Genomic DNA, 25565 nt, shown 5'->3' on the forward strand with positions numbered 1-25565 from the left:
TTTATTTACGAATTACTCAGCTTAATCGTTCTCGCCGCCGTTTTTTGGTTGGCGGCTGAATGCCTGCATCTCGGTTTCTATACCCTTGTCATTTTGCTGTTTCATGAAAGCTTCGAGCTTGCTTTTCAGGTTGATTTTAATGGATGCATACTTTGGATCTGCCGCCAGATTGATAAGATCATAAGGATCATTCACCACATCATATAACTCCTCTTCGGGCCGCGTTTGGTAAAATGCAGAACGCGCCGGATTGATTTCATGCCATTCTTTAAAAAAAGGCATACGGACAACTGTATTTTTAAACGTCCCGGTATAGTTCAGGTTATGAATGTACAAGTACTTATTATCGCGGGCTGACCGTATAGCATAAGCATCACTACCCTGAATAATGCCGCGGGTAGTTTCCTGGGCAAATACATAATCGCGCATGTGGTTCTCCTGTCCCAGCAACACTTTCTTAAAGCTTATGCCATCAAAGCCCATCTTACCGTTGCCATCTTTTGAGCCAGTATTTATTTTGGTGGGATCGCCGCCGGCAACGTCGATCAATGTTGGGGTGATATCTATATATTCCAGCATAGCCGGATTGCGCGTACCCGGTTTGATCTTACCGGGCCATTTAGCAATAAAGCCCGAATGCAGGCCCTGGTCATACAAAGTCCATTTAGAAAAAGGGAACGAGTTACCTTGCTCAGTAGCAAACATAATAATGGTATTATCTTTTTGTCCGGTACGATCAATAATATTGAGGCACACGCCAATCAAACTATCCAGGTAGGTTATTTCGGCAAAGTATTTGGCCATGCGCCTGCGGGTTAGCTTGGTATCCACCATATTAGGCCCCAACTTTACTTTGGCGGGATCGTAAGCTGATTGATCGCCCCGGGTATATGGTTCGTGCGGTTGGTTACTGGTGAACATCAAAAAGAAAGGCTTGCCTGTCGATTGCTTTGCCTTAAGATAATCTTCGGCTTTGCTTAAGTCGACATCGATGCCTCTTCCATCGTCATGGTCTCGACCACCCAGAAAATCAAACGGATAAGATTCGTCAGGGGCATAATGCCTTTTGCCGATAATGGCCGCGTTATAGCCCAATTGTTTCATATAAAATGGCAGGGTTTTGATCCCTTTATAAATCATAGTGTGATTAGGGTAAGCCCCGCTGCGCACTGGCCCAAGACCAGTTAATAACGACTGCCGTGTAGGAGAACACACCGGCACCATATTGAACATATTATCCAGGCAAACACCTTCGCGGGCCAATTTATCCATATTGGGCGTACGCACTTGCTGACTGCCATAAGGCCCGATGTCGGTCATGGTCAGGTCGTCAGCCATGATGAATACGATATTGGGTTTGCGCGGTTCTGCCCTTGGAGCTTGGCGTGTCCAGCTTGCTAAAACAACTGTTGCTGCGCCGGTAGCAAGTATAGTAGTATATATCTTGAATTTGTTCATGACGTAAGATTGCGCTGTTTAAATAGAAGCGAAGCTAAGTTTTACAAATAATGTTACTTTAAATGGGGGATGGTTTTCCACCAGGCCATCAGCTTGGCTTTCAACTCGTCTACTTTTTTAGGCTCTTGTGCAGCGACATTGTTTGATTCTTTTTTATCTTTCAAGATGTCATATAACTGTATATCGCTACCATCGCTGTTCATCAATAACTTCCACTCGCCCGAGCGCACGGCCAGGTTGGGGCTTTTATCAATAGGCCGCGGATAACTAAAAGCGATGTTATTACGGCCATATTCCCAAAACAGGTCTTTCCCCCTTAAAGAGGGCTTCCCCAGTAGCACACTACCGCGGTCTATGCCATCGCCTTTATAATCAACCGGTAATTTGATGCCGGCAAATTGGGTTAGTGTAGGCACCAAATCAATCGAGCACAGTTCTGAACTTTCATCAATAGTACCGGCCGGCACATGGCCCGGCCAGCTAATGATAAAAGGCATGCGCGTCCCCCCTTCATACAATGACAATTTTGAACCCCGCAGCCCCATCGCCCGGCTACCCCTGAAACTTGGTAGCGGGCCATTGTCGCTGGTAAATATCACTATGGTATTTTTATCCAGTCCCATCGCCTTCAAGCCGTCCAACAGGCGGCCTATCTGTACATCGTATTCTTTCAATACCAGTTTAAAAGCGGCTTCTTCTTCAGGGTTCATCGGATACTGGCCTGTGTATTCATGTTCTACACGCGGCACCCATGGTGTATGTACATCGTCGGGCCAAAGGTTTACAAAGCAAGGTTGCCCCTTGTGTCGCTTCATAAAATCCAGGGTTTTATCGACAAAATATTTCGTACGGTCCCATCTTTTGATACTGTCTTTTTTAGACCAGATCCAATTGGTGGCCGTTAGCAGCGGATCGGGGTCTGGGCTTTCGTAGGTACTGTTATGTTCGTCAAATCCATAGTTTTCAAAGCCGGGGGCATTTTTTACATCACGGCCGCCGCCCATGTGCCATTTGCCGAAATGCCCGGTGGCGTAACCTGCGTTTTTAAATATACGGGCTATGGATGGCGCTTTCGGATCGAGCCAGTCGGCCTGCTCGGCGTTCTTGTTATGTTTACGGTTGTCTAAATAAGTAGAAAAATTCCACCGGGCAGGGTTCATCCCGGTAAGCATCCCCACCCGCGATGGCGAGCAGATAGGTGCAGCGCTATAGTATTGTGTAAACTTTCGTCCGCTTGTGGCTATGCGGTCAATGTTAGGTGTGGGCACAAAGTTGCCGCCAAAGCAGCCGACGTCGCTAAAGCCCATATCGTCTGTTAAAATGATAATAACATTTGGGCGTTGAGCCACCGCATGCGGTTTAGGCTTAAATCCTACAGATATAACCGAAACAATACAGGCCAGCATGAGCCCGGCATACAGACTTAGTTTTTTCATACATTAAATAAATTTATTGGTTAAGCCCCAGGCCTTTAGCTAAGTTAGCTATTGTTCTTCAAAAGTTGCAGTAATTTAACCGCTTGTATCGCAGCTGTTACATCGTGCACCCTTAAAATACCGGCACCTTTAATTAAGGCAATAGTATTTAGCACGGTGGTGCCGTTTAGGGCATCTTCGGCTGTGGTGTTTAGTTGCGCGTAGATCATCCGCTTACGGGATACACCAACCAATAACGGCAATTGTAGCACCCGAAACTCTTCTAACCTATTTAATAACGCATAGCCATGTTCGGGTTTTTTGGCAAACCCAAAGCCGGGATCCAGGATCACATCGGTGACGCCAAGCGCTTTTAGCTGCCGATACTTTTCGGTAAAATAATCGAACACCTCGGTAAAAACGTCATCATAAACAGCTAGTTGATTCATGGTTTTAGGGTTGCCCTTCATGTGCATCAAAATGTAGGGCGCTTTTAGTCGTGCCACGGTGGCAAACATATTTTTGTCCAAATCGCCGCCAGAAATGTCATTGATGATATGAGCGCCTGCTTGAATTGCAGCCTCGGCAACCTGGCTTCTAAAAGTGTCTATCGATAAAATTGCGTCAGGGAATTTACTTACCAAAGCTTCGACAACAGGCAACAAACGATCAGTTTCTTGCTGCAACGAAATGTCGTCAGCATTAGGACGCGATGAGTAAGCCCCCAGATCAAGAAAAGTGGCCCCCTCGCTCAGCATTTTTTCGGCTTGTTGCAGGGCAGCGGCTACGGTGGGCTGCCGGCTGCCTGCATAGAATGAATCGGGTGTAAGGTTAATTATACCCATCACTTTAGGTATACTCAAATCAATGAGTCTACCCCTTGCATTTAGCGTTGCCTTTTTATGAAAAAATGTATCTTTAGCCATTATTATGATTGCGAAGTTATAGCTACTTAAATTAAAATCATAATAAACAAATAATTCCAATGTGTGCCACCTTTTTAAGGAGCAAGAAAGGGAATAGATGGCCCTGCTACCACACATATTAACATAATACCATCTTCGCTAATTAACACGTTGAACAACACAGCATCCGAATACGCCGCAGTAATTAATGTTTGCAAAGACCTTTTCATGAAAAAAACCCATGATTATGGTACCGCCTGGCGCATATTGCGCCTGGCATCCATCACCGACCAAATCTTTATTAAAGCGCAACGCATCCGCACACTTGAAGAAAAAAAGGTGTCAAAAGTTGGCGAGGACATTACCGGCGAGTATATAGGCATTGTTAACTATTGCGTTATTGCCATGATGCAGCTGGAGTGCGATGTCAATTCACCTGTCGAGCTGGCCCCGGCTCATGTTGATGAACTATTTGATGAAAAGGTAAATGAGACCAAAGACCTGATGTTTGCCAAAAATCACGACTATGGCGAGGCCTGGCGCGATATGCGTATCAGCTCATTAACCGATTTGATTTTAATGAAGCTGCTGAGGGTAAAACAAATTGAGGATAACGAGGGCGTTACCCTGGCATCAGAGGGCATAAAAGCTAATTATCAGGATATTTTAAATTACTCGGTATTTGCGTTGATTAAACTGGGCGTAAAATGAAAAATGGAGCTTTATGGTTTTGCCGCATTGCTGTAGGCATACTGTTTATCTTTTCGGGTCTTATTAAAGCCAATGACCCGTTAGGGTTTTCGTATAAGCTCGAAGAATATTTCGAGGTCTTCCATATTATGTTTCTGAGTAACCTGGCCTTGCTTTTTGCCATATTACTTTGCGCAATGGAAATGGTATTGGGGTTTGCTTTACTCATAGGGGTACGCTCAAAAAAAGTGGCCTTGGGTCTGTTGCTTCTTATTATCTTCTTTGCTTTTCTAACCTTTTACTCGGCGGCTTTTAAAGTGGTGCAGACCTGCGGCTGTTTTGGCGATGCTATTCCGCTTACTCCCTGGCAATCTTTTAGTAAAGATCTTGTGCTGCTGTTGCTCATCATCGTTATCTTTAAAAATAAAGAACATATCAAGCCAATTTTTGCACCTAAAACCGGCGAGCGCTTACTCTTGTTGTCAGTAGTTTTATCCGTAGGTTTTGGCTTTTTTACTTATAGTTTTCTGCCGGTAATTGACTTTTTGCCTTATAAAGTGGGTGCAAACATACCTGACGAAATGAAAACGCCGCCAGGTGCCATGCCCGACCAATTTGAACTGACTTACTATCTGAAAAATAAAAAGACAGGCGAAACTAAAAGCATGACTGACAAAGAGTACCTACAGACCGGTATATGGAAAGATAATAACTGGGAAATAGTTGGCGACCCCAAAAGTAAACTGATTAAAAAAGGCTTTACACCAAAGATTATAGACCTGGCTATTAATGATGCGCAACGTAATGACTATACCAAAGAGTTGCTGAATAACCCGTTTTACAGCCTTTGGATAGTGGCGTATGATTTGAAAAAAACCGACGGAGCGGCCATCAACCGCTTAAATGCATTAGCGGCAAATCTGACAGCCAATTTTAACATGCGCACCATTTTGCTCACGTCGGCCTCGCCGGCCGAAGCAGCTGCTTTTGCAGCCAAATATCATTTGATCAGCGAAATATTTTATGCTGACGGCGTTCCGCTGAAAGAGATGATCCGATCAAATCCCGGTATAATGCTGATCAAAAACGGCACTATTGTCAACAAATGGCACTACCACACCGTACCCGACTATGACCATTTGGTGAAAGAATATCTGCAGAAACAATGATCCGCTACTTAATTCGCAAGTTCTTCTATGGCTCGGCAGTAATGCTGGGCATTGTGGTAGTTGTGTTTTTTCTGTTCAATATCTTACCGGTGGACCCCGCCCGTATGACCCAGGGCCAACGTGCTGATGTTCAATCCTTACAAACTATACGAAAGGAATTTGGATTGGACAAACCGGTGCCGGTTCAATTTCTGTATTACATTAATGACCTGTCGGTCATAGGCATTCACTTAAATACCATTGCCGAGCGGACGCGCTATCATTACGTCGCCTTATTTGCTATATCACAGCAAAAGGTGGTCGCTTTAAAATGGCCTTACCTGCGCCGCTCCTACCAGACCAGTAAAGACGTTGCGTCGCTGCTTATAGAAGTAGTGCCTAACACACTGATATTAGCCACCACCGCTATGTTGTTTGCCATTGTAATCGGCGTTTTCCTGGGGATTATAAGCGCCGTTAATAAAGACACGTGGATTGACCGTACTGCTTTAGCCTTTTCGACTTTAGGGATATCGGCCCCTTCATTTTTCGCGGGGATCATCATTGCCTGGGTATTTGGTTTTGTGCTAAGTAGATATACCGGTTTAAATATGTCGGGGAGTTTGTATAGCTATGATCCGTTTAAGGGCCAGGTAGTCATTTGGAAGAATTTATTGTTACCGATGATCACGTTAGGATTTCGCCCACTGGCTATTATTGTACAACTAACCCGTAACGCCATGCTGGATGTGTTGGGCCAGGATTATATCCGTACGGCAAAGGCGAAAGGACTAAGTGAACATACTATTATTTATCGCCATGCTTTAAAAAACGCGCTTAACCCGGTTATTACTGCTGTTGCTACCTGGTTTGCCTCACTGCTGGCGGGTTCTTTTTTTGTGGAGTATGTATTTGGTTATAACGGATTGGGTAAGACGACGGTTAATGCACTGGAGATGTCCGATTTTCCGGTGGTGATGGGGGCCATATTGTTTATTGCGTTTATTTTTGTGGTGATCAATATTTTGGTTGACATTATTTATGTTTGGATTGACCCGAGAGTAAAATTACAATGAGAGTTTTCTTTATAGGATTTATGGGCTGCGGCAAAACTACATGGAGCCGCAAATTGGCTAATCATCTAGGCTATGCGTTTATGGATCTAGACCATATCCTCGAAGCCAAAGTGGGAATGACCATAGCCGAATATTTTGAGCAATATGGGCAGGACGCCTTCAGACAATTGGAGTCGCAAGTATTGAAGGAGACTGAATACCCTGAAAATGTAATCGTTTCGACCGGCGGAGGGCTACCCTGCTTTTTTGACAATCTGGAATGGATGAACGCCAACGGCCAAACACTATATATCAAACTAACCCCGCAAACCTTAGCCGAAAGGTTGGATAAAGGCAAAACAACCCGGCCTCTTATAGCGGGTAAACATGGAGAAGAATTGGTAACTTTTATCGCCGGGAAACTGGCAGAGCGTGAAGGTTTTTATAATCAGGCAACGCATATCGTAAATGGCATTGACATGTCAGTTGAAACGCTGGCCGACACTATATCGGCCAGAGCATTTCAATAAATATATAGAGGCTAATTAGGCGGCTGTTAAGCTTAATAAAGCATTTGTCAATTGCACCCGGTCCACGGGTTTAACCAGGTAAGCAAGTGGTTGGGTCGACATCGCTTGATTCATCAGCGAGGAATCAGTAATTGAGGACTGATAGATTACAGGAATATTCAAATTTTGTTTAATATAAACGCCCAGATCAATACCATTCTTTTCACCACTTAACATAATATCTGTAATTACTATATCAACGCACATCTGCATGAGTTCTGACACTGCCCCCTCATAGGAAGATGAGATCCCGGCCACCGAATGCCCCATTCGCGTAACTAGCTGTTTAAGCGAAGCTGCGATGATAGGTGAATCTTCAACGATGTAAATTTTTAATTTCATAATAAAGCCGGTTGGTTTACCACGCCATGGCCTGTCGCTGTTACGACAAGCGTCACCGAGGTTAACTATTAGTAAAATTAAGCGATTTATACATTACCCGGTTTTGGTTAAGGTGGACAAATAATGGACAAATAGTTAGGACAATTTTTTTCTGCCGGATGAGCGTCTTTCCATCTTAGGGATAATATATCTCATTAATATTTAACACAGCAATTCGCCGCAACTGGATAAATCCGTATAAAATGACTATAATTGAAGTTGCAAATTATAAGGTATTATAAACAGGATCCCCGTATGATAAAGCATGTGTTACTGAGGTTAAAAGGATCGTTAGAGATCTGGTTTAACTTTCATATGTTGAAGAAAAGAAAGCTGGCTATCGGCTCCTCCAAGGTGAAGTTAGGTGAGGGGTGGATATTGTCTGAATATGATGCGCTGGACGCCAGTAAGGCATCCGACTGGCAGCGCCTTTTCGGCGACGGCCGTTTAACCAACATCCTGGCAGAACACGTTTGGGAACATATACCCGATGAGGAAACCCGTTTGTCAAACCAAAACTGCTACGATTGGCTGGCTAAAGGCGGCCGGATACGCATAGCCGTGCCCGATGGCAATAACCCCGATAAAGAATATATTGAATGGGTGCGTGTAGGTGGCAGTGGTATCGGCGCCGATGATCATAAGATATTATATACCTATGATGTGATGAAAAGCCGCCTGGAAAAGGCCGGATTCAGAGTTGAACTACTTGAATACTGGGATGAAAACGGCAAATTCCACTATACTGACTGGGCGCTCGACGGCGGTAAGATTAACCGATCGCGTAGGTACGACCCTCGCAATCAGGCTGATAAGTTGGGTTATACTTCTTTAATTGTCGAAGGCATCAAAGACTAATTACTGCTGCCTCCGTATATTTTTTCTTTCAACAGGGCTATATCCTGGGCCATTTGCTTGTTTTGTTTGTGCAGTTTTGAGGCTACTACACTCAGGTGGAGCAAGTATACCAAAATGGCAAAAATACAAGCCGTAAAAACCAGGTTGGGCGCTTCATAGACCCCGAAAAGCCGCGACATTACCTCTAAACCTCCGCGCCAGAACGAGAAAACTACCAGGATCAGTGTGCAAACGCACCACACTATACTGTACTCTTCGCGAAGTTTGCCTTTAACGATAAGCCGGGCTATATAAAGCACGAACAATAAACTGATGATGATGGTAATGATCTGTATGCGGGCCATAATTACTGGATTTTGCGTATCGCCGAAAAAAACATGGCAATGGTAACTTTTATACAATAATACAAAGAAGTAAAGTTCCGGATAGAGGATTTTCCGCCTGCACGCACTGTCATTACTACCGGCGTTTCGTGAACGCCTAAACCTGCTTTAGCGAAATATACCAGCGACTCGGGCTCAGGATAATCATCCGGATAGTAGGTGGCAGCTAATGCAATGGCCTTTCGGTCAAACAAACGGTAGCCCGAGGTGCTATCAAAAATTCGCTTGCCGGTAAAAAATTGGTTAAGCCGGTAAAAATAACCTATACCCAGCCTCCGCGTAAAAGACGATTGGAAACCTTGCCGCTCAATAAACCTTGAACCTATTACCAAATTAGCCTGAGTAACTTCGCGGCAGCTTAACAGTTTGGCCAATTCTGCTGGCGGATGCTGGCCATCGCCGTCCATTTGTACAGCTAAATCAAAATTGTTGGCAAAGGCATACAGTAAACCGCTTTGTACCGCACCGCCAATGCCCAGGTTTACGGGCAAGTCGAGCAATTTGACGTTGTATTTATGGGCTATGCTAACCGTATTATCCGTCGAGCAATCATTTACCACCAGTTGCGTAATATCATATCCCGGCAGGTCCAGCTCATTTAACGCCGCCAGTACATTTGGCAATGATGCCTGTTCATTATAGCACGGTATGATGATCAGAAGTTTTAGAGGCATAGCAGCTGTCGGTTAGTAAAAATAGCAATTATGGTTCAATCCCAATGCAGGTAAAAATAAATGCCTCATAAGGTATTAACCAGATGAGGCATTTATTTAAACAATTTGGTTTTACTTCCGCTTTCCGTTCATTTCAATTTCTCTATCCATTTCAAGGATATCTACCGGCTGCGAGTAATCGCCTAGTAAGTGCTGAACAAAATAGTCAGCTTTGCGCCAGAAGAAGTATTCGGTCATGTCGCCATAGGCGTGGCGTTGACCCGGTAGCAGCACATAGTCAAAACGCTTGTTTGCCTTAATCAAAGCATTAATCACACGGATGCTGTTTGCCGGATTCACGTTATTGTCAATATCGCCGGTTGACAGCATCAGGTTGCCTTTCAGGTTTTTGGCGATATCCGGGTTTTTGTCGATGGTATATTGGAAAGTCGTATCGCCTTTTGCAGTTACTACCTCTTTAACACCATTATGCTTTTCACTCCACCAGCGGTTATAGACGCTGTTGTCATGGTTGCCCGATTCAGACACCGCCACCTTAAAGAAATCCGGATAAACAAACATAGCAGCGCAGCTCATAAAACCACCACCTGAGTGGCCGGTAATACCTACTTTATTAATGTCGATGAACGGATAACGGTTTGCCAGTTGCTCAACGGCGGCTTTTTTGTCGGCCAGGCCGTAGTCGCGCAGGTTGCCATAACCGTAGTTATGATACCATTTAGAACGCTCGGGGCTACCGCCGCGGTTACCAACGCTTACCACAATAAAACCAAGCTGAGCCAAACGGTCGACATAGTTCATGCTTGAGGTAAATGATGCATTCACCGCCTCGGTCTGCGGGCCGGGATAGACATACTCTATGATCGGGTATTTTTTATTCGGATCAAAATCATAAGGCTTATACATTACGCCGTACAAGTCGGTCCTGCCATCATCGGCTTTTACTTTAAACGGTTCGGGAAACTTGTAGCCGGCAGCCATTAAATTCGACAAATCGGCGCTCTCCAGGTCCATGATCTTGCGGCCGGAATTGTCATACAAAACAGATTTAGGCGCTGTGTTTACTCTTGAAAAGTTGTCTACAAAATAGTTAGGCGCATCGTTCATGCTGCTGCCATGGTTAAAGTTTCCGGGGTCTAACAACTTTAATCCACTGCCATCAAAGTTGATGCGATACAAATGTACATAGTACGGGTTCTCGCCCGGTTCACGGCCCGAGGCGGTAAAATAAAGCACGCGACTTTTCTCATCGATCCTGACAATATCGTCGCAGTGGAAAGGCCCCGAAGTAATCTGATTTTTCATATTGCCGGCATCATCATATAAGTAAAAATGCGCCCAGCCATCGCGCTCACTCCATTCAATCAGTTCTTTGCCACCATTAACTATACCGGGCGTGGCAATCTCCACATAGGTATTCAAACGTTCCTGGGCCTGTATATTTACTTTATCGGTGTTAATATCTACGCTGCAAACATCAATGCGCTTCAAATCGCGCGAGGTACGGTAAAAATAGAATTTGGTATTGGTACCCAACCATACCGTCGGATTAAACTCATCATCGCGGTTTTTGGCTAGCTGCGGTGCACGCCAAATACCCAGATCTTCATCTTTAAACAAGGCGGTGTTTAATTTCTTATGAGTTTTGGCGCCAAAGTCAAATAACAACATCTCATTCAGCGGCGCTTCTTTTTCGCCCGGCAAATGATATTTATAGGTTTCTAAAGTAGGGCGGGGGTCGGCAACGCTATTGATCACCCACAAATCTTTTACCTTACGCTCGTCTACGCGTTCCATGGCAAAATATTTTGAGTCGGGCGACCAAACTATGCCCGCCGGCCTTCTCTTTTTCATGGATTTTGCCTTGTCCATAGTATTTTCATCATCACCACGGCCACTGCCATAAGCATAAAACTCGACACCGTCTTTGGTTAATTGATGATCGACAACAGTGCTGTCATTTTCGTCCTTTACGGCTTTTTTATAATTCTCTTTATCCATCCAATACAGGTTAAAGTTTTTAGAGAATATAACAGCCGAGCTATCGGGCGCTATGGATGCCCAGACTGGTTTTGGTTTAACCTTGTTAAAGTCTTTCAATTCGGCCAGATTGCCGGTTTGCAGGTTATAAGTGAAGTAAAATGTCTTTTTCTCTAATGAGTCGGCAGCTTTCTTATCCTTGCGGTCTTTCTTTACCTGGTCGATAGTGCTTTTCAGGTCAAATTGGATAGATTTTTCGTCTTTAGTAAATTTAAGGTTCTCAATAGGCAGGTGTTGCGCATCAAAAGGATCTTTAACGATGACAGTAATGGCAGCAGCCAGCTTATCGTTATCAAACATTTTTTTCTTTAAATGGAGGGCCGGATCGACGATGTACCAGTTTTTGATCTCACTGGTTTCATAAACGTACCAGAAACGGTTTGAAAGTTTTAGCCAATGCGGATCGACCGATTGTGAGAAAACCATTTTCTTGATCTTATCGGCAGAAAATTTAGAGGCCAATTGATAATTTCCTCTAACTGGTGCAGACGCAGCAGGAGCCTGCGACCTGGCCTGCATCCCTACAAATACAGACAGAACGAATACATAAAAAATCTTCATAAAATATTTAAGCAGTGTTGAGCGCAATAAAAAGATTTGCTGCCTAAATGTAGAAAAAAGATCAACCAAAAAAAGCGATGCTTTGTATGCTTATTGTTACAATTGGCTGAGCATGTGCCTGATATCAATCATGCCATATTTCCTGAACACCGTCGTCTTTACCCTGAATAGGATCGCTATCAGGAATAGGCACTCTTAAAAGATTGTGATCCACTTCCGGGCGTTCGTCGGGGTTACCATAGCGCATATCGTAAAGCTGATCGTACGGGTAAGCGCCTACGCAGCTGATGTCATTCTCTTTCCCCATATTTTTATGAGCAACACCCGCCGGGATGATCAGGACGTCGCCCTTTTCGAGTGTGAACTCAACGCCTCCGTCGCCTCCTAATAAAATAGTGGTCGACCCTGCATAAACACCCAATACTTCGTGTACCCTGCTATGGTAATGGTGATATTCAAAAATGCCTGCATCCCAGCTGTTGCCCCAGTTGTTTTTCTGGAAGAGGTTAGCCACATGCCTGGCCGGAAACAAAAGCGGAATGTCTAACACCTGCTTATAAAGCAGCGCCGGAAATTTACTGTTCGGAAATATTCCATTATCATGGGTTTGAATTTGTAATGGAGTTGGTACCATAGTTGGAGTTTAATTTTTAATTAATTTATTGTCTGTCGATTATAATTTTAACACAATCGACCTTGGTGAGTTTCACAAATTTTATAAAAAGAGCCTTCAGGAATAATTTATAAGTGATAATACTTGAGGGTGTTTACACCTATCTTTCAAAGGGGAGGGTATGCCATAAGTATCAATTTTATTAGTTTTGTACCCATTATGATGAGTGCGGCAACCCAATTTACTTTATTAAATCAAAATCTGCTGTTGTTGCCGCAAAAGGCTATTTTCTGGGAGGAGGAGAAGACGCTGATAGCTGCCGATGTACATTTAGGTAAAGTTGGGCATTTCCGCAAGGCTGGCATTGCTGTTCCGCGCGATTTGGAACAGAATGACCTGGCTGTACTGTCAGACCTGATCTATGAATATCATCCCGAAAAAATTATTTTTCTGGGCGATCTTTTTCATAGCGACATGAATGCTGATTGGGATTGGTTAAGGCTCTGGCGTCAGCAGTTTAAAAACCTGCGGATCATCCTGATCCGCGGCAACCATGATATTGTACATGACGAACATTATTTGCAACTAAACGTCGAGCTGCATGATGAGCTGGCCGTTGGCCCGTTCCTGATGCTGCACCACCCGCAGGCGGATGAGCAATTACAGCAATTAGAGAGTTATGTATTTTGCGGGCATATTCATCCGGGTGTTGCCTTGCACGGTAAGGGCCGTCAAAGTTTGACGCTGCCTTGCTTCGCTTTCGGCAAACAACAGGCTATATTGCCGTCGTTCGGCAGGTTTACGGGCCGTGTGGCTATCCGCAGTTTGAAGACCGACAGGATATTTGCCGTGCTTAAAGATAAAGTGCTGGCTATAACTTAGCGGTTCTCAAATATTTTAAGAATAATGGAATTTCGCTAAACTGCCAGTCGTTTTCAAGGATGCTTATTATCTCTAGAGCCCTACGGCATCTATTTTTAAAAGCAACACAAAGCTTAGTGTTTTTTCAGGTAGTCTTCAATTGCAGCATGCACGTCTGCAAACTCTGCTATACGCGCTACGATCTTTCCCTGGCCGTCGATCAGATAATATGCCGGGATGCTTTTGATACCCCAGATAGGTCCGTTAGGAGAGTCGTCTCCCTTAAGGTCTGATATTTGAGTCCAGTTCATTCTGTCAGCTTTAACAGCCGAAAGCCATTTGTCCCTATCGGTATCAAAAGAAATACTTACAATGCCTAATCCTTGGTTTTCCAACTGTAACAACTGCGAAATCATTTCCGCGTGATTATCCCGGCTTGAGCCATTACTTGAACGCCAAAAATCAAGCAGGATGATCTTTTTCTTCATGGCCTTGACGTTTAAGGGCTTGCCATCAGGGGTGTTGCCGGCAATATCCGGTGCCGGACTGCCGGGAGCCAATATGCTCAACTTACTTAACTTGCTTTCCAGTTCCTTGCCATCTTCGGTGTTTTTTGCAGCCGAACTAAACTCCTGGAAGATTTTGTAATAGGTTGCCGGATCATTTTGATAATTCAATGATTTCATGATATGCGCCGCAACGCCGTTATCAGGATATTTATCCATAAATATTTTGAACGCGGCAAAACCATCATTCTGGTTATATTTTAACTCTTCTCTTTGCAGTTGGCTCGATGCGCTCAACTGATCCATCGTTTTAATATCTGTATCATTAATCTCTTTGATCTGCTTGTTAAGGGCAAGCACCTTTTGGCGGGCCTGATGTCTCAGCGTGTCATTAATGGCATTGTATTCTGACAATTGCGTTTGCAATTGGGATGTTGAGGTTATGGTGGGATAGTCATTAATTTTTTGCGGATCGATATCGATTTTATAATCGCCTTGTTCAAGATACAACTCAACCTCGCGCATCGTGCCTTTAGTCTCCTTGAACGAATATTGCATTTTATAATATCCCGGCACCTGGATATAATCTTTGATACTGAACTTGCCGTTTGTAATATCTGCCGCTATCATGGTATTGCCGGCCAGATCTTTTATCAGCAGGTTACCATATAATACCCCTGGAGCTGTACCGGTTATACTGAGGTCGCCCTGATTGTTTTTGCATGACACAAAAAGCACAATAAATAAGATAAAGCTTAAGTATTTCATATTAAGGTTGGTGTTCAATAGAATGGTTCGGGTATATTGAGCGCTAAAATAGCACATTTACCAGCAGTAGCCAAAATAGCCGGGAATTTGACAGAAATAGGACATTGCTTTAGATTGTTTCTAAATAACCAATTGAACGTCATTTAGTGGAACGCATTTATATCTTTTGGCTTTTAATAGATACTTTTGCCTAAAATTTCATTTACTTTAAAATAATGAGCGAATTTAAACAAACCTTTAACTCATCGCTGGGCAAAAAGCTGATTATGGCTTTAACAGGCTTGTTTTTGTGTACTTTCATCATCGTACACGTGGCCGGCAACCTGTTTCTTTTTAAGGATGACCAGGGTTATGGTTTTAATGTGTATGCCAACTTTTTGACACACTTTCCGCCTATTGAAGTTGTAGCCTACCTGCTGTATTTTTCTATCCTTTTACATGCACTTTACGGTTTAATATTAACTGTTAACAACCGCAAGGCCAGACCGGTTAGATACGCCTCCGAGCCAAAATCGCCGGCCTCATGGTCGTCAAAAAACATGGGGCTGCTGGGTGCTATCCTGTTTTTCTTTATTGTAGTGCACATGGGCGATTTTTGGTATAAATACAAGTTTACTCATAGCGTAGGTTATAAAGAGTATCGTACAAATGTTTTGACTAACGAAATGCTTGTTACAGACTTTACGCCAGTTGACCCGACTTTTGAGCATTCGTCTACTACCGTGGACAATTGGGAAATTACCCGTGTAAAGGATCTGCACGCCGTTGTGTCTAACAGTTTTCATAATATCTGGTATGTAATACTTTATGTAATAGCGATGATTGCTTTATCGTACCACTTGTTGCATGGCTTTCAAAGCGCGTTTCAGACTTTAGGGTGGACGCACAGAAAATATAGCCCTATAGTTAAATTTATTGGTACCTGGTTCTTTGCCGTGATCATCCCGGTAGCGTTTGCTCTGATGCCGATAGTATATTATTTCTGTAAATAATTGAATATGATTTACGAATTACGATTTCAGATTTACGAGTTGCCGGTCAATTCAAAAGTCTTTAAATCGTAGCTCGAATTTCTAAAATCGTAAATAAGAATGAGTTTAGATGCTAAAATTCCGCAGGGCCCATTAGCCGAAAAATGGAGCAAGCATAAATTTAACTTAAAGCTGGTAAACCCGGCCAACAAGCGTAAATATGACATTATTGTGGTGGGTACCGGTTTAGCAGGTGCGTCGGCAGCTGCATCATTGGCCGAGCTGGGGTACAACGTAAAAGCATTTTGCTTTCAGGATAGTCCGCGCCGTGCACACTCTATTGCTGCGCAGGGAGGTATCAACGCTGCTAAAAATTACCAAAACGACGGCGATAGTGTTTACCGATTATTTTATGATACTATAAAGGGCGGCGACTACCGTTCCCGCGAAGCCAACGTTTACCGTTTGGCGGAAGTTTCGGTAAATATTATCGACCAGTGCGTAGCACAAGGGGTACCGTTTGCCCGCGAGTATGGCGGTTTATTAGATAACCGTTCATTTGGCGGGGCACAAGTGTCGCGTACTTTTTATGCCAGGGGACAAACCGGACAACAATTGTTATTGGGGGCTTACTCGGCCCTGAACCGTCAGATCCATAAAGGCAAGGTAAAAATGTATACCCGTACCGAAATGCTGGACGTGGTAATGATTGATGGCCATGCCAAAGGCATTGTTACACGTAATCTGGTTAACGGACAAATAGAAACCCATAGCGGCCACGCCGTATTGTTGTGTACCGGCGGTTATGGCAACGTTTTCTACCTGTCGACAAACGCTATCGGATCGAACGTTACAGCGGCGTGGCGCGCGCACAAACGCGGTGCATTTTTTGCCAACCCTTGCTATACACAAATTCACCCAACCTGTATTCCGGTAACCGGCGATCATCAGTCAAAACTGACATTGATGTCTGAGTCGTTACGCAACGATGGACGTGTTTGGGCTCCTAAAACCCACGAAATAGCCGAAAAGCTACGGACCAAACAACTTACTGCGGCACAGGTAGCTGAGCAGGATCGCGATTATTTTCTGGAACGTAAATATCCTGCATTCGGTAACCTGGTACCGCGCGATGTGGCCTCACGTAACGCTAAAGAGATGGTTGACGACGGCAGAGGGGTGGGCGGATCAGGCATTGCTGTATTCCTTGATTTTGCTGACGCGATTAAACGTTTGGGTAAAGAAACCGTATCCGCCAAGTATGGTAACTTGTTTGATATGTATTATCAGATCACTAATGAGGACCCATATACCCAGCCTATGCGTATTTACCCGGCGGTACACTATACCATGGGTGGCCTTTGGGTTGATTATAATTTAAGCACAAACGTACCGGGCTTATATGCTTTGGGCGAGTGTAATTTCTCTGACCATGGCGCTAACCGACTGGGTGCTTCTGCCCTGATGCAGGGTTTGGCCGATGGTTACTTTGTAATCCCTTACACTGTTGGCGATTACCTGGCCAGTATCGGCCCAAAACCGGTGGATACAAACCATCCGGCATTTGAACAAACCAAAAAAGAAGTTACCGACCGCATTGCAAAACTGTTAGCGCTTAAAGGCACTAAGACAGTTAATGAATATCACCGCGAGTTGGGACATATTATGTGGGAATACTGTGGTATGGCACGTACAGAGGAAGGCCTGACCAAAGCCAAAGGCCTGATTAGAGAATTACGTGAAGATTTTTGGAAAAACGCATTAGTAGTTGGACAAAACGAAGAAGTAAACAACTCGCTCGAAAGAGCCGGACGCGTGGCCGACTTTCTGGAACTGAGCGAACTAACGGTTGACGATGCGCTGATGCGTAAAGAATCATGCGGTGGTCATTTCCGTCTAGAGTCGCAGACCGAGGAAGGCGAGGCGCTGCGTAATGATGACGTATTTTCGTTTGTAGCAGCCTGGCAATATAAAGGCGATAATCAACCCGAAGAGTTACACAAAGAAGCGCTGAACTTCGAGTTTGTTCATCCTTCGCAGCGTAGTTATAAATAAGATTTAGACTCAAGATTAAATATATGAGCGACGGAAATATGAATCTAACACTTAAGGTGTGGAGACAAAAAGACGCTAACAGCGGCGGTAAAATGGTGACCTATAAGGCAGAGAATATCTCGCCGGATATGTCGTTCCTGGAAATGCTGGATGTGGTAAACGAAAGCTTAACCAAAAACGGCGAAGACCCGATTCATTTTGATCACGACTGCCGCGAAGGTATATGCGGTATGTGCTCATTGTATATTAATGGCCGCCCGCACGGGCCGAAACGCGCCATCACTACCTGCCAATTACACATGCGCAGCTTTAACGATGGCGAGACTATTACCATTGAGCCATGGCGCGCATCTGCGTTTCCGGTAATTAAGGATTTGGCGGTCGACCGTTCGGCTTTTGATCGTATACAACAGGCAGGGGGCTATGTATCGGTAAATACCGGCGGTGTGCCCGATGCTAATGTGATCCCGATACCTAAAGTAGTTGCCGACGAAGCTTTTAACTCGGCTACCTGTATTGGTTGCGGCGCCTGCGTTGCTGCCTGTAAGAATGCTTCGGCTATGCTGTTTGTGTCGGCCAAAGTATCACAGTTGGGTATGTTGCCTCAGGGTCAGCCTGAGCGATGGAGCCGCGTACAAGCGATGGTAGCTCAAATGGACGACGAAGGTTTTGGTAACTGTACCAATACCGGTGCCTGCGAGGCTGAATGCCCTAAAGAAATTACGCTGACCAACATCAGCCGCATGAATAATGACTTTTTAAGCGCCAAGCTGTTCCGCGAGCAAGCGATTGAGCATGACGGTGGTGCGTAAGAACATCTGCAGAGACGCGATGCATCGCGTCTTTGAATAATTTGCACGGTAGAAGCGCATAGCGTCTCTACGAACAAAGGCCCGTAAACCGGGCCTTTGTTTATCAGGCTGTTCCGGGTGTATCAAGATACCCCTGATATACTGAGCGGCTGTCAATCCTTTACCTGGCTGCGCTCACCTCGCTTGCCTTTGCCATATTCATAGCGCTTTCAGCCAGGCGGATAAACTCGGCACGGTAACCGTCATCATCCTTGCCTTTACTGTTTTTTGCTAACGCGATAACCTGCTCGTATTTCGCATTTTGTTTAAACTGCGAATCGCGCAGCAACATACCGAACTCGGCTACCGCGGCAGCAAATTTGAAATCGTCTGAAGTATGGCCGGTATTAATCGGTTTGTCATTTACTACAACAGATTCCACTTTACTTACATCGCCATCGGGCTCTTTGTATCTGAATTTTACGGTCATCAGCTCGGGCGATTTATTGGTGATCTTGTTCTCTGCCGGTTTCTGGTATTTAAGCGGATCGACGCTTCCCGCAAAATCATCTTTAACCCCGACAGGGATAATTTCATAAAGTGCCGTTACCGTGTGGCCTACGCCCATGTCGCCGCCTAATTTGTTGTCATTGTTAAAATCTTCTTTAGCCATCAGCCTGTCCTCATAACCCAATAAACGGTAAGCCTGCACCTTAGCGGGATTAAACTCAACTTGCAGCTTCACATCTTTGGCAACCGTAAATAAGGTGCCTCCAAACTCGTTAACCATTGACTTGGTTGCTTCAGTAATGTTATCGATATAAGCATAGTTGCCGTGGCCCTTATCAGCGAGCAGCTCCATTTTGCTGTCTTTAAAATTACCCATGCCAAAACCTAATATGGACAGGCTGACCTTGCTTTTGCTTTCGCCCTCAATGATCTGTTCCATATCCTTGTCACTAGACGGGCCGACGTTGAAATCACCATCTGTTGCTAACACAATACGATTATTGCCGCCTTTAATAAATTTGTCTTTCGCCATTTTATAGGCGGTCAATATACCGGCAGCCCCGGCTGTGCTGCCACCCGCACCCAAGCCGTCAATAGCGTCTTTGATCTTTTGTTTATCATCGGCTTTGGTTGATTCCAAGGCTACACTTACATATCCTGCATAAGTTATTATAGCTACATGGTCAATTGGTCTTAATTGGTCCGCCAGCATTTTAAATGAGGTTTTTACCAGCGGCAATTTGTTAGGCTCATTCATCGACCCTGAAACATCGATCAGAAACACCAGGTTTGAGGGCGGTAGTTTGCTTGTCTCCACCTCTTTGGCCTTTAGCCCAATGCGTACCAGATGGTGTTGTGGATTCCAGGGCGCGGCGGCCAACTCAGTTTGAATGGCCACCGGATCGCCATGACTGGGTTTAGGTAAGTTATATTTAAAATAATTGATCATCTCCTCAATACGCACCGCATCTTTAGGCGGCAGTTGTCCGCCATTAATAAACCGGCGCACATTAGTATACGACGCGGCATCAACATCAGTAGCGAAGGTGGAAAGTGGTGTTGTTTGCGGATTGAGGAATGGGTTTTCGTTAATGAGGTTATAAGATTCACTGCCAGGTGCAACAATTCGCGATGCCTGTTCGCCGTAGTCATCTATTATCTGCACTTTTTCCAGGATGCCTGCCGGCAGGTTTTTTTTGGCTTGCCGTACCGAACCTCCTGTAAAATCTTTATGGTTGACGCTATAATTTGATAATCCCCTCATATTAACCGAGCCCCGAACCCCGGGTGCCCCCACATTATTCTGAATATTTAAGTTACCAACCCTGCCTTGCAAAAGCTCTCTTACATTCCCTACCGGATTATCCTGCACTTCTTTACCAGTGATGATGTATGATGACCCTGTAGTTTGATCACGGTTACGTTTCACATAACCGCGGATAACAACTTCGTTTAAGGGGCGGATGTCAGTGTTCATTTTGACATTCAATACCGTTTGCCCTGGTTTTAGTTTTATGGTTTGGGTTACATAACCCACAGCTGTAAAATTAAGTGTTGAGCCAACCTTAACGGCAAGTGTATAATAGCCACTAAGGCCTGTCTGAACTGAAGTTTTGCCGCCTGCGCTAACGGTTGCGCCGGTTATGGGGTTGTTGTTAGCCGAATCGGTCACACTCCCTTTTATGGTTATATATTTAATTTGACGAACACTGATTACATTTGTTTTAATGGCTGATGATGCCATACCGGAAACACTCATCAGCGCTGCCAGCAAAATCAAATACCTTTTCATAATTTATTTTTTTTAAGATTTATGGATTTTACCGGTATGATGCATCTTTAAGTAGGACTCCATAAATGACTGAGAAATATATTTTTGCTAACGCTTCATGAACTTTCTAAAAAGCCAGGCCACCATAATTGATCTGACCGACGACCGGCTGTTGCAGGAGTATAAGCAAACGGGCAATTTAACTACACTGGCTAAGCTGTATGAGAAATACATGCACCTGGTTTATGGCGTTTGTCTGAAATATCTGCGCGACGAGGAGCAGAGCAAAGATGCCGTGATGCAATTATTTGAAGAGTTGATAGACAAAGCGCGCCGGCACGAGGTGAAGAATTTTAAAAGCTGGCTGCATGTAGTATGTCGTAACTTTTGCCTGATGAAATTACGGGCAGCTAAAAAATTACCGACAGAATCAATCCCCGACTTTATGGAATTTGCTGATGACGTGCATCATTATGAAGAACAAGAGGGAGATATGAAACAGTTGGAGCGCTGCAGAGAAAAACTACCCGCCGCTCAAAAAATAAGTATACAACTGTTTTACATTAACGAGAAATGCTATAAGGAGATAGTTGACGATACCGGATATACCCTGAATGAAGTGAAAAGTTATATCCAGAACGGTAAACGCAACTTAAAAATATGTTTGGAGAAGAACCGTGAGCGCTAAAAGAAACGACATATCGCAAATTACTAATTATCTAAAAGGTAAGCTTGATGCCCGTGCCATGCATGAGATTGAACGCGCCGCACAGGATGATCCATTCTTAATGGATGCGTTTGAAGGTTACGAAGCCGCCGGCAATGACATCCCGCGGGATATTGATGATCTAAAACAGCGTTTAGATAAACGCGTTACTCCCAGAAAACGTCGAAAACTTTTGTTGTGGCGCGTGATACCTATCGCGGCATCTTTATTATTGACTATTGGTGCAGGCTTGTGGGTTATTATTAGCAAACCTGAAAAGCCTCAATTGGCTCATGTAGCTTCAAATACTCCTCCACAAACGAACCGCCCGGTAGCTATTTTAAGGCACACGCCGGTTAGACTGTCAAAATCAGCCTCATTAAAAAAACAGAAATCACCAAAACCGCTTAGCCAGGCTGATAGTGCCCGCTATATGATCGACACTGTAGTAAACTACAATGCTACAGCTTTCAATGTCAAGAAAAACACCACAGTTACAGATATGCTAAAAAAGATGTCGACAATGACGATTGACAGCAACGGGCGCATCGCTAAAAATAACAACCAATTTTACGGAGCCAGGGTGAACGGCAAAGAATTTGGCGGAGGCTCTGTACAACAAGCCATCAAAAACTTGCCTGCAGATATCATAGGAAAAATACAAATAGTAGACGATTATAGCGACCAGGCACCTAAAAAGCCTCAAGACGTAAAGTTAAATCCGGGCATGCCAGCGTTTTCAGAAACGATGGCACGTGGCTACATCAAACAAAAGTCAGACCCAATTAAAACTACACCATTTAGAATTTATGGTGCAGAGGTCCGGGACAATCCGGTTGGCAACGTAGAGGAGCTTTTGCAAGGCAAAGTAGCTAACTTAAATATTCAAAATAATACAGGCGCGCCGGGGCTTCGTGGGTCAGTTAATATAAGGGGTTTATCACCGGCACCCGGTACCGATACTATACTAAAGCCTGTTCCGGATCGGGTGATTCGGGGCTATGTGTACAGAGATCGCAAAATAGCTAATGGGCAGTCTTACATCATCACTGGCAAAGAAGTACCGGATAACCCGGTAGGCAATGTGGACCAATTGCGTCAAGGCAAAGTGGCTAGATTAAACATTAAAAATAATGCCCAATCAGGTAATAATACTGTGATGATAACCGGTAAAATAACCGACACCAGCGGCACTCCGGTATCAGGTGTTTTTGTCGTAAACCAACATAAAATCGTGGCCCAATCAGATGCGAAAGGTGCATACCGGGCGGTGGTTAACGCTGATTCTGCACTACAAGTTGTTAGCCAGGGCTTTAATGCACAAAATTTGAGGGTTAAACCCGGGCAAACAACGCTTGACATTAGCCTAATCGATGCACCCAGACTATTGGCGGAGGTAAATATCCGTGGTTATGTTAAACGCACGCGCGACCAAACTACAGGGTCATCATACATCATAACAGGCAAAGCCGGGGTGTGTAAAGAAAATCTGAAGTTTAAAAACAAGTTTTTGGCTAAAATGGCTATTGTAGAGCGCTACACCTTTGAGCATGCAGGCGGCTATGTGCCAACCGTAAGAGACGGCCGATTTTTACGCGCATTAAAGTTTATAGCCAAACGGACAAAATCAACTATCAAGCCCGAGAAAGGTTTCGCAGACCTTAAACTCTTTGCTCAAAACAAAGCTAACTGGTTATACTGGTATAATGCCAACAAATGCAACAACCTAAAATAGCAGAAGAAAAAGCGCTAGGCTTTTTCTTCCCAAATTGCTGACAGGTGCAAAATAGTTTCCACTGCTTTTTGCATGTCTTGTACCGATACCCATTCCTGTTTGCTGTGGAAAGCGTGTTCGCCGGCGAAAATATTTGGACACGGCAATCCCATAAATGACAGACGCGAGCCGATTTATTGGTGATCTTGTTCTCTGCCGGTTTCTGGTATTTAAGTATCAGCAAGTCCCGGCGCATCGGCATTCATTTTAGTGTGATGTATCCATTGGGCGGTATTAGGCACATCATCGAGATCATTTATAAAGATCATTAAACATGGTCACGGCCAAGGCATCATTAGACCGCACCCGGCCTATTCACTATTCATTACAATATTTAATATGCCGTCTAATAAAGTTTGAGACTGCCCTGTTAAATTTTGTTAGAACGCCTTTACATATAACTCAATGGAACATTTATTGGATTGTAACTCATTATTTACTTGATATTTTTTTAAAAACTGTAGCACCAATAAAAATTATTGTAGCTTTACCCTAACCATTTTTAAAATTAAATATGAAAAAAATACTAGTACTAGGTTTAGTAGCAACCATTGCTGCATCATGTGGCGCCAAACATGCAGCTATGAAAACTGATGCCCCTGTTGCAGACAATACTTTATCCCCTAAAGAAGTAAAAGAAGGTTGGAAACTATTATTCGACGGCACTGATCTTAAAGGCTGGCACTCATTCAGAAAAGACTATGCAGCTGCTAACTGGACGGTAAAAGACGGCCAGATTCAATATGACCGTACACATGATCGTGATGGTGATGACCTGGTTACAGACGGCGAATACGAAAACTATGAACTACAACTACAATGGAGAATTACTCCTGGCGGTAACAGCGGTATTATTTTTGACGTTCAGGACAGAGCGCCATATGGAGCTACTTATGCAACCGGTGCCGAAATGCAGGTATTGGATAACGTAGGTGCTGAGGATAACAAAAAACAAAACCACTTGGCAGGTTGCTTGTACGATATGATGGGCGACGCCACTGTTTCTCATCCGGTTGAACCAGGTGGCTGGAACCAGGTGAGATTGATCCAAAACAAAGGTCACCTGCAATTCTATTTAAACGGTACCAAAACTGTTGACGTAGTAGTTGGCAGCCCAGAGTGGCAAAAAGCCTTTAACGAAAGTAAATTTAGCAAAGGCCGTGGCTTTGCTGATTTCATGAAGGTATTGAAAGGCCACATTGCTGTACAAAAGCACCCAGGTGCCAGCGGTTGGAAAAATATCAAGATCCGCGAGATCAAAGGCTAATTATAAATCAGCTTTAAATAAATATAAAAACCGCTAATGTTTGCATTAGCGGTTTTTTTGTTCCTTTTGATTGCTCATTATTTGAAATAATTAACAGCATAGCCAATTACCTCTTTGATATAAAACTCCCATTTAGCCAGAACATTCACGTCTGGAAAAAAGCTGCCTATTACCAGGTGGGTACTAAAAGTTAAAAAATGGCAAGGATACGGGTCCACTTGCAAACCGGCGTGCCTGAACAACATTAACGAGCGGCGCATGTGGAAGCCTGAAGTTACCAATAGGTAAGGTGGCGGCAAATGTGTTCTGTCTAGAATAGCTTTGGTAAATTTCGCATTTTCAACAGTGTTTTTTGAATTACTCTCAATTAATATCAAACTATCCGGAATATTAAACTTTTTAAGCTGCGTTTTAACATAGGCGGCTTCTCTGAAACTGCCCGGTGTGAGCATCCCGTTGCCGCCAGAAATTAATATATGCGACACTTGCCTGGTATCCATCAGTTTAACGCCCTGGATGAAGCGGTCGGATGCCTCGGTAAAATGCCCGCCATCCTCGCCACCGTCGCCTGAAAATCCGCCCAGGACAATGGCGCAGCTATATTTTTTATGGTTAACCTGTTGCCTGATATCCCATACATGTTGAAAGGCATTCATCAGGAAAGGTATCGAAAATAAATAAAAGACTACCGCCGCAGCAATAAAGCAGCGCTTTTTTGCGCGTTTATTTTTAACGAATATACCTATCAACACCAGTATAATTATCCAATACAAAGGCAATATCAAAAACAGCAATATTTTAGATAGTAAGAAATACATGCGCGCGTAATTAACAG

23 protein-coding genes and 1 pseudogene are annotated in these 25565 nt (G+C 44.0%); 12 read left to right on the top strand and 12 right to left on the bottom strand.

Annotation, left to right across the window (positions count from 1 at the left end):
* Window positions 1-21 precede the first annotated feature (21 nt).
* The 3 genes from ABD772_RS07820 to folP are packed head-to-tail and all read right to left on the bottom strand — an operon-like array spanning window position 22 to window position 3799.
* A complete protein-coding gene (locus tag ABD772_RS07820; protein ID WP_345102540.1) occupies window positions 22-1458 on the bottom strand; it encodes a sulfatase family protein in 1437 nt (478 codons plus the stop codon).
* A 53-nt stretch (window positions 1459-1511) separates the two neighbouring features.
* Window positions 1512-2894 (bottom strand): sulfatase family protein, encoded by a 1383-nt coding sequence (locus tag ABD772_RS07825; RefSeq protein ID WP_345102543.1) that lies wholly within the window; start codon window positions 2892-2894, stop codon window positions 1512-1514.
* Window positions 2895-2938: 44 nt separating this feature from the next.
* Window positions 2939-3799: a dihydropteroate synthase gene (gene folP, locus ABD772_RS07830; protein ID WP_345102547.1), complete on the bottom strand. Its 861-nt coding sequence runs from the start codon at window positions 3797-3799 to the stop codon at window positions 2939-2941.
* Between the two features lie 207 nt (window positions 3800-4006).
* On the opposite strand from folP, the gene ABD772_RS07835 reads away from it, so the two are divergent.
* Genes ABD772_RS07835 through ABD772_RS07850 form a run of 4 tightly spaced genes read left to right on the top strand, consistent with a single transcriptional unit; the run spans window position 4007 to window position 7201 of the window.
* A complete protein-coding gene (locus ABD772_RS07835; protein ID WP_345102550.1) occupies window positions 4007-4489 on the top strand; it encodes a DUF1599 domain-containing protein in 483 nt (160 codons plus the stop codon).
* Window positions 4486-5637 (top strand): BT_3928 family protein, encoded by a 1152-nt coding sequence (locus ABD772_RS07840; RefSeq protein WP_345102553.1) that lies wholly within the window; start codon window positions 4486-4488, stop codon window positions 5635-5637. Before ABD772_RS07835 ends, ABD772_RS07840 begins: the two co-directional genes overlap by 4 nt.
* A complete protein-coding gene (locus tag ABD772_RS07845) occupies window positions 5634-6692 on the top strand; it encodes an ABC transporter permease (protein ID WP_345102556.1) in 1059 nt (352 codons plus the stop codon). Before ABD772_RS07840 ends, ABD772_RS07845 begins: the two co-directional genes overlap by 4 nt.
* Entirely contained in the window at window positions 6689-7201 is a 513-nt protein-coding gene (locus ABD772_RS07850; protein WP_345102559.1) for a shikimate kinase, read from the top strand. Before ABD772_RS07845 ends, ABD772_RS07850 begins: the two co-directional genes overlap by 4 nt.
* Window positions 7202-7216: 15 nt before the next feature.
* On the opposite strand, the gene ABD772_RS07855 is transcribed toward ABD772_RS07850, so the two are convergent.
* Window positions 7217-7582, bottom strand: coding sequence for a response regulator (locus ABD772_RS07855; RefSeq protein WP_345102562.1), 366 nt, complete (start codon window positions 7580-7582; stop codon window positions 7217-7219).
* A gap of 354 nt (window positions 7583-7936) precedes the next feature.
* Between ABD772_RS07855 and ABD772_RS07860 the strand changes: the two genes are divergently transcribed.
* A complete protein-coding gene (locus ABD772_RS07860) occupies window positions 7937-8479 on the top strand; it encodes a class I SAM-dependent methyltransferase (protein ID WP_345102565.1) in 543 nt (180 codons plus the stop codon).
* On the opposite strand, the gene ABD772_RS07865 is transcribed toward ABD772_RS07860, so the two are convergent.
* The 4 genes from ABD772_RS07865 to ABD772_RS07880 all read right to left on the bottom strand — a co-directional run bounded on the left by ABD772_RS07865 (window position 8476) and on the right by ABD772_RS07880 (window position 12771).
* On the bottom strand, window positions 8476-8823 hold the full coding sequence (locus ABD772_RS07865) for a DUF2304 domain-containing protein (protein WP_345102568.1): 348 nt from the start codon (window positions 8821-8823) through the stop codon (window positions 8476-8478). The two genes, ABD772_RS07860 and ABD772_RS07865, sit on opposite strands and share 4 nt — an antisense overlap.
* Window positions 8824-8825: 2 nt before the next feature.
* A complete protein-coding gene (locus tag ABD772_RS07870; RefSeq protein WP_345102571.1) occupies window positions 8826-9536 on the bottom strand; it encodes a glycosyltransferase family 2 protein in 711 nt (236 codons plus the stop codon).
* Window positions 9537-9647: 111 nt separating this feature from the next.
* Window positions 9648-12137: a S9 family peptidase gene (locus ABD772_RS07875; protein ID WP_345102574.1), complete on the bottom strand. Its 2490-nt coding sequence runs from the start codon at window positions 12135-12137 to the stop codon at window positions 9648-9650.
* Between the two features lie 124 nt (window positions 12138-12261).
* The gene (locus ABD772_RS07880; protein ID WP_345102577.1) at window positions 12262-12771 is read right to left on the bottom strand and encodes a cupin domain-containing protein; all 510 of its coding nucleotides are present in this window, start codon (window positions 12769-12771) and stop codon (window positions 12262-12264) included.
* A gap of 198 nt (window positions 12772-12969) precedes the next feature.
* Here ABD772_RS07880 and pdeM point away from each other — a divergent pair, with 198 nt between their 5' ends.
* Complete coding sequence (gene pdeM / locus ABD772_RS07885; protein ID WP_345102579.1) at window positions 12970-13632, top strand: ligase-associated DNA damage response endonuclease PdeM; 663 nt, start codon at window positions 12970-12972, stop codon at window positions 13630-13632.
* A 113-nt stretch (window positions 13633-13745) separates the two neighbouring features.
* Here the strand turns inward: pdeM and ABD772_RS07890 are convergent, their stop codons facing one another.
* Complete coding sequence (locus ABD772_RS07890) at window positions 13746-14885, bottom strand: TlpA family protein disulfide reductase (protein WP_345102582.1); 1140 nt, start codon at window positions 14883-14885, stop codon at window positions 13746-13748.
* Window positions 14886-15100: 215 nt separating this feature from the next.
* On the opposite strand from ABD772_RS07890, the gene ABD772_RS07895 reads away from it, so the two are divergent.
* The 3 genes from ABD772_RS07895 (at window position 15101) to ABD772_RS07905 (ending at window position 18723) form a co-directional block, all read left to right on the top strand.
* The gene (locus ABD772_RS07895) at window positions 15101-15877 is read left to right on the top strand and encodes a succinate dehydrogenase cytochrome b subunit (RefSeq protein WP_345102585.1); all 777 of its coding nucleotides are present in this window, start codon (window positions 15101-15103) and stop codon (window positions 15875-15877) included.
* A 99-nt stretch (window positions 15878-15976) separates the two neighbouring features.
* Window positions 15977-17911, top strand: a complete 1935-nt coding sequence (locus tag ABD772_RS07900; protein ID WP_345102588.1) for a fumarate reductase/succinate dehydrogenase flavoprotein subunit — start codon at window positions 15977-15979, stop codon at window positions 17909-17911.
* Between the two features lie 23 nt (window positions 17912-17934).
* Window positions 17935-18723: a succinate dehydrogenase/fumarate reductase iron-sulfur subunit gene (locus ABD772_RS07905; RefSeq protein ID WP_345102591.1), complete on the top strand. Its 789-nt coding sequence runs from the start codon at window positions 17935-17937 to the stop codon at window positions 18721-18723.
* Between the two features lie 160 nt (window positions 18724-18883).
* Here ABD772_RS07905 and ABD772_RS07910 read toward each other — a convergent pair whose 3' ends face one another.
* Entirely contained in the window at window positions 18884-21004 is a 2121-nt protein-coding gene (locus ABD772_RS07910; RefSeq protein ID WP_345102594.1) for a vWA domain-containing protein, read from the bottom strand.
* Window positions 21005-21101: 97 nt separating this feature from the next.
* Here ABD772_RS07910 and ABD772_RS07915 point away from each other — a divergent pair, with 97 nt between their 5' ends.
* A complete protein-coding gene (locus ABD772_RS07915) occupies window positions 21102-21671 on the top strand; it encodes an RNA polymerase sigma factor (protein ID WP_345102597.1) in 570 nt (189 codons plus the stop codon).
* Complete coding sequence (locus ABD772_RS07920; protein ID WP_345102600.1) at window positions 21661-23424, top strand: carboxypeptidase-like regulatory domain-containing protein; 1764 nt, start codon at window positions 21661-21663, stop codon at window positions 23422-23424. The genes ABD772_RS07915 and ABD772_RS07920 overlap by 11 nt, the downstream gene beginning before the upstream one ends.
* A gap of 14 nt (window positions 23425-23438) precedes the next feature.
* Here ABD772_RS07920 and ABD772_RS07925 read toward each other — a convergent pair.
* Window positions 23439-23594: pseudogene (locus tag ABD772_RS07925) on the bottom strand (peptidase T); the annotation flags it as partial.
* 383 nt (window positions 23595-23977) lie between these two features.
* Here ABD772_RS07925 and ABD772_RS07930 point away from each other — a divergent pair.
* Window positions 23978-24730, top strand: a complete 753-nt coding sequence (locus ABD772_RS07930) for a 3-keto-disaccharide hydrolase (RefSeq protein WP_345102602.1) — start codon at window positions 23978-23980, stop codon at window positions 24728-24730.
* 77 nt (window positions 24731-24807) lie between these two features.
* Here ABD772_RS07930 and ABD772_RS07935 read toward each other — a convergent pair whose 3' ends face one another.
* Window positions 24808-25548, bottom strand: coding sequence for a YdcF family protein (locus tag ABD772_RS07935; protein WP_345102605.1), 741 nt, complete (start codon window positions 25546-25548; stop codon window positions 24808-24810).
* Window positions 25549-25565: the final 17 nt, after the last annotated feature.

Source organism: Mucilaginibacter panaciglaebae, assembly GCF_039539265.1.
GTDB classification, from domain to species: domain Bacteria; phylum Bacteroidota; class Bacteroidia; order Sphingobacteriales; family Sphingobacteriaceae; genus Mucilaginibacter; species Mucilaginibacter panaciglaebae.

What these genes read in the sequence shown, in the direction of transcription:
- ABD772_RS07930 (WP_345102602.1), top strand. Translation starts at nt 23,978, where the DNA reads ATGAAAAAAATACTAGTACTAGGTTTAGTAGCAACCATTGCTGCATCA.
- folP (WP_345102547.1), bottom strand. Translation starts at nt 3,799, where the DNA reads ATGGCTAAAGATACATTTTTTCATAAAAAGGCAACGCTAAATGCAAGG.
- ABD772_RS07855 (WP_345102562.1), bottom strand. Translation starts at nt 7,582, where the DNA reads ATGAAATTAAAAATTTACATCGTTGAAGATTCACCTATCATCGCAGCT.
- ABD772_RS07890 (WP_345102582.1), bottom strand. Translation starts at nt 14,885, where the DNA reads ATGAAATACTTAAGCTTTATCTTATTTATTGTGCTTTTTGTGTCATGC.
- ABD772_RS07825 (WP_345102543.1), bottom strand. Translation starts at nt 2,894, where the DNA reads ATGAAAAAACTAAGTCTGTATGCCGGGCTCATGCTGGCCTGTATTGTT.
- ABD772_RS07875 (WP_345102574.1), bottom strand. Translation starts at nt 12,137, where the DNA reads ATGAAGATTTTTTATGTATTCGTTCTGTCTGTATTTGTAGGGATGCAG.
- ABD772_RS07905 (WP_345102591.1), top strand. Translation starts at nt 17,935, where the DNA reads ATGAGCGACGGAAATATGAATCTAACACTTAAGGTGTGGAGACAAAAA.
- pdeM (WP_345102579.1), top strand. Translation starts at nt 12,970, where the DNA reads ATGATGAGTGCGGCAACCCAATTTACTTTATTAAATCAAAATCTGCTG.
- ABD772_RS07865 (WP_345102568.1), bottom strand. Translation starts at nt 8,823, where the DNA reads ATGGCCCGCATACAGATCATTACCATCATCATCAGTTTATTGTTCGTG.
- ABD772_RS07895 (WP_345102585.1), top strand. Translation starts at nt 15,101, where the DNA reads ATGAGCGAATTTAAACAAACCTTTAACTCATCGCTGGGCAAAAAGCTG.
- ABD772_RS07860 (WP_345102565.1), top strand. Translation starts at nt 7,937, where the DNA reads ATGTTGAAGAAAAGAAAGCTGGCTATCGGCTCCTCCAAGGTGAAGTTA.
- ABD772_RS07935 (WP_345102605.1), bottom strand. Translation starts at nt 25,548, where the DNA reads ATGTATTTCTTACTATCTAAAATATTGCTGTTTTTGATATTGCCTTTG.
- ABD772_RS07850 (WP_345102559.1), top strand. Translation starts at nt 6,689, where the DNA reads ATGAGAGTTTTCTTTATAGGATTTATGGGCTGCGGCAAAACTACATGG.
- ABD772_RS07840 (WP_345102553.1), top strand. Translation starts at nt 4,486, where the DNA reads ATGAAAAATGGAGCTTTATGGTTTTGCCGCATTGCTGTAGGCATACTG.
- ABD772_RS07910 (WP_345102594.1), bottom strand. Translation starts at nt 21,004, where the DNA reads ATGAAAAGGTATTTGATTTTGCTGGCAGCGCTGATGAGTGTTTCCGGT.
- ABD772_RS07835 (WP_345102550.1), top strand. Translation starts at nt 4,007, where the DNA reads ATGAAAAAAACCCATGATTATGGTACCGCCTGGCGCATATTGCGCCTG.
- ABD772_RS07880 (WP_345102577.1), bottom strand. Translation starts at nt 12,771, where the DNA reads ATGGTACCAACTCCATTACAAATTCAAACCCATGATAATGGAATATTT.
- ABD772_RS07900 (WP_345102588.1), top strand. Translation starts at nt 15,977, where the DNA reads ATGAGTTTAGATGCTAAAATTCCGCAGGGCCCATTAGCCGAAAAATGG.
- ABD772_RS07915 (WP_345102597.1), top strand. Translation starts at nt 21,102, where the DNA reads ATGAACTTTCTAAAAAGCCAGGCCACCATAATTGATCTGACCGACGAC.
- ABD772_RS07820 (WP_345102540.1), bottom strand. Translation starts at nt 1,458, where the DNA reads ATGAACAAATTCAAGATATATACTACTATACTTGCTACCGGCGCAGCA.
- ABD772_RS07870 (WP_345102571.1), bottom strand. Translation starts at nt 9,536, where the DNA reads ATGCCTCTAAAACTTCTGATCATCATACCGTGCTATAATGAACAGGCA.
- ABD772_RS07845 (WP_345102556.1), top strand. Translation starts at nt 5,634, where the DNA reads ATGATCCGCTACTTAATTCGCAAGTTCTTCTATGGCTCGGCAGTAATG.